The 2558-nt window shown below is 69.8% G+C and carries 3 protein-coding genes; all 3 read right to left on the bottom strand.

All coding sequences use genetic code 11. The features are described 5' to 3' along the window. Nucleotides 1-116: adenosylhomocysteinase (locus ABZ565_RS35290; RefSeq protein WP_361036401.1), on the bottom strand; the 116-nt coding region annotated here is incomplete at its 3' end. Further along, entirely contained in the window at nucleotides 106-969 is an 864-nt protein-coding gene (metF, locus tag ABZ565_RS35285) for a methylenetetrahydrofolate reductase [NAD(P)H] (protein ID WP_241990224.1), read from the bottom strand. The genes metF and ABZ565_RS35290, both read right to left, overlap by 11 nt. Next, the coding region (locus ABZ565_RS35280; RefSeq protein WP_361036398.1) for a vitamin B12 dependent-methionine synthase activation domain-containing protein at nucleotides 969-2558 on the bottom strand (1590 nt) is incomplete at its 5' end. The genes ABZ565_RS35280 and metF, both read right to left, overlap by 1 nt.

Below are 2558 nucleotides of genomic sequence, written 5' to 3'. Positions count from 1 at the left end.
TCCTTACGGATCGACATCAGACCCGGCATCTCGTGCTCGGCAAGCGTGATCTCCTTCCGCCCGAAAGCGGCGAGAGAGAGATCGGCGACCTTGAAATCGATGGTCTCAACTGGCATGGAGGCTCCTAGTGCTCATGACGTTGCGGTGGATGTCGAGGGTCGCCGTTGATTTGTTCAGCGTGATGTAGTGCAGCCCGGGCGCGCCTTCGGCGAGCAGCCGGTCGGCCATCAGGGTCGCGTGGGCCACGCCGATCTCGTACGCGATGTCCGGCCGGTGCTGTGCGGCTTCCAGACGGTGGGCCAGGTCCTCGGGGAACGCGGCGTCGGAGAGTTCCGCGAAGCGGCGGATCTGCCGGACGTCGGTGGCCGGCATGATCTCCGGGATGATCGGGGTCGTGCAGCCGGCCGCCGCCACCCGGTCCCGCAGCCGCAGGTAGTCCTCCACGTCGAAGAACATCTGCGTGATGGCGTAGTCGGCGCCGGCGCGGCACTTGGCGACGAAGTGCCGGATGTCGCTGTCCCAGTCGGGCGAGCGCGGGTGCCGCTCGGGGAAGGCGGCGACACCGATGGTGAAGTCCCCCAGCGAGCGGACCAGTTCGACCAGCTGATAGGCGTGGTGGAAGCCGTCCGGATGCGCGGTCCACTCCCCCTTGGGGTCGCCGGGCGGGTCGCCCCGCAGCACCAGTACGTCCCGCACCCCGGCGTCCGCGTACTGGCCGATGATGTGCCGGAGCTCGGCCACCGAGTGCCCGACGGCGGTCAGGTGGGCGACGGGGCGCAGGGTCGTCTCGGTGACCAGGCGCTTCGTGACGTCGATGGTGCGGTCCCTGGACGACCCGCCCGCGCCGTAGGTGACGGACACGAAGTCGGGGCCCAGCGGCTCCAGGCGGCGGATGGCCTGCCACAGGGTCCGTTCGCCCTGGGCGGTGCGGGGCGGGAAGAACTCGAAGGAGAACGTCGGACGGTCCATCACCGGCCACCCCCCGCCCGGCCCGCGTTGAAGTACGACGCCTCGGGGTGGTGGACGACGATCGCGTCCGTCGACTGCTCGGGGTGGAGCTGGAACTCCTCGGAGAGGTGCACCCCGATCCGCTCCGGCCGCAGCAGGTCCGCGATCTTGGCGCGGTCCTCCAGGTCCGGGCAGGCCGGGTAGCCCAGCGAGTAGCGGCAGCCCTGGTACTCGGTGCGCAGCATGCCGTCCAGGCCGTCGGGTTCGCGGCCGGCGATCCGGAGTCCTGCGCGGACGCGGGCGTGCCAGTACTCGGCCAGCGCCTCCGCCAGCTGTACGGAGAGCCCGTGGAGTTCGAGGTAGTCGCGGTACGAGCCGGAGGCGAAGAGCTCCGCGGTCGCCTCGCCGATCTTCGAGCCGACGGTCACGATCTGGAGCCCGACCACGTCCGTCTCGCCGGAGTCCTCCGGCCGGAAGAAGTCCGCCAGGCACAGGCGGCGGCCGCGCGGCTGGCGCGGGAAGGTGAACCGGGTCCGTTCGTGCCCGTTCTCGTCCAGGATGATCAGGTCGTCGCCCTTGGACACGCACGGGAAGTACCCGTGCACGACGGCCGCTTCGAGCAGGTTCTCCGTACGCAGCCGGTCCAGCCACATCCGCAGCCTCGGCCGGCCCTCCGCCTCGATCGTGTCGCCCTTCAGCCCCCACTGGCCCTTGAACAGGGCGGCCTCGTCCAGCCAGGAGGTGTACTCCTTGTGCGGGATGCCCTTGACCACGCGGGTGCCCCAGAACGGCGGGGCGGGAACGGGGTTGTCGACGGCGACGTCCGACCGGCCGACGTCCGCCGGCTCCTCGAACTTCGGCTCCCTCAGCGGCACGCGGCGCTGCTTGAGCGGCGGCAGGGTGGCGCCGGGGACGCCGCGCTTGACGGCGATGAGCGCGTCCATCAGGCGCAGGCCCTCGAAGGCGTCGCGCGCGTAGCGCACCTCGCCCTCGTACAGCTCGTGCAGGTCCTGCTCGACGTAGGCGCGGGTCAGGGCGGCGCCGCCGAGGATGACCGGGTAGTCGGCGGCCAGCTTGCGCTGGTTCAGCTCCTCCAGGTTCTCCTTCATGATCACCGTGGACTTCACCAGGAGCCCCGACATCCCGATGACGTCGGCCTTGTGCTCCACCGCCGCGTCGAGGATGGCCGAAACGGGCTGCTTGATGCCCAGGTTGACCACGTTGTAGCCGTTGTTGGAGAGGATGATGTCGACCAGGTTCTTGCCGATGTCGTGGACGTCGCCGCGGACGGTCGCCAGCACGATGGTGCCCTTGCCCTCCTCGCCCTCGGCCCGCTCCATGTGCGGTTCCAGGTACGCCACCGCGGCCTTCATGACCTCGGCGGACTGGAGGACGAACGGCAGCTGCATCTGCCCGGAGCCGAAGAGTTCGCCGACGACCTTCATGCCGTCCAGCAGCGTGTCGTTGACGATGTCCAGGGCCTTGCGGGTGGTCAGCGCCTCGGCGAGGTCGTCGTCCAGGCCGTTCTTCTCGCCGTCGATGATGCGGCGCTTGAGGCGCTCGTCCAGCGGCAGCGCGGCCAGTTCCTCGGCCTTGCCCTCCTTGAGGGA

This window comes from Streptomyces sp. NPDC016469 (assembly GCF_040632905.1).
Lineage (GTDB): Bacteria > Actinomycetota > Actinomycetes > Streptomycetales > Streptomycetaceae > Streptomyces.
The sequence above is the reverse complement of the archived record's forward strand: the minus strand, read 5'-3'. Positions and strand labels throughout refer to the sequence as shown.

Excerpts from the sequence above, each read along its gene's own strand:
- metF (WP_241990224.1), bottom strand. The coding sequence starts at position 969 with ATGGACCGTCCGACGTTCTCCTTCGAGTTCTTCCCGCCCCGCACCGCC.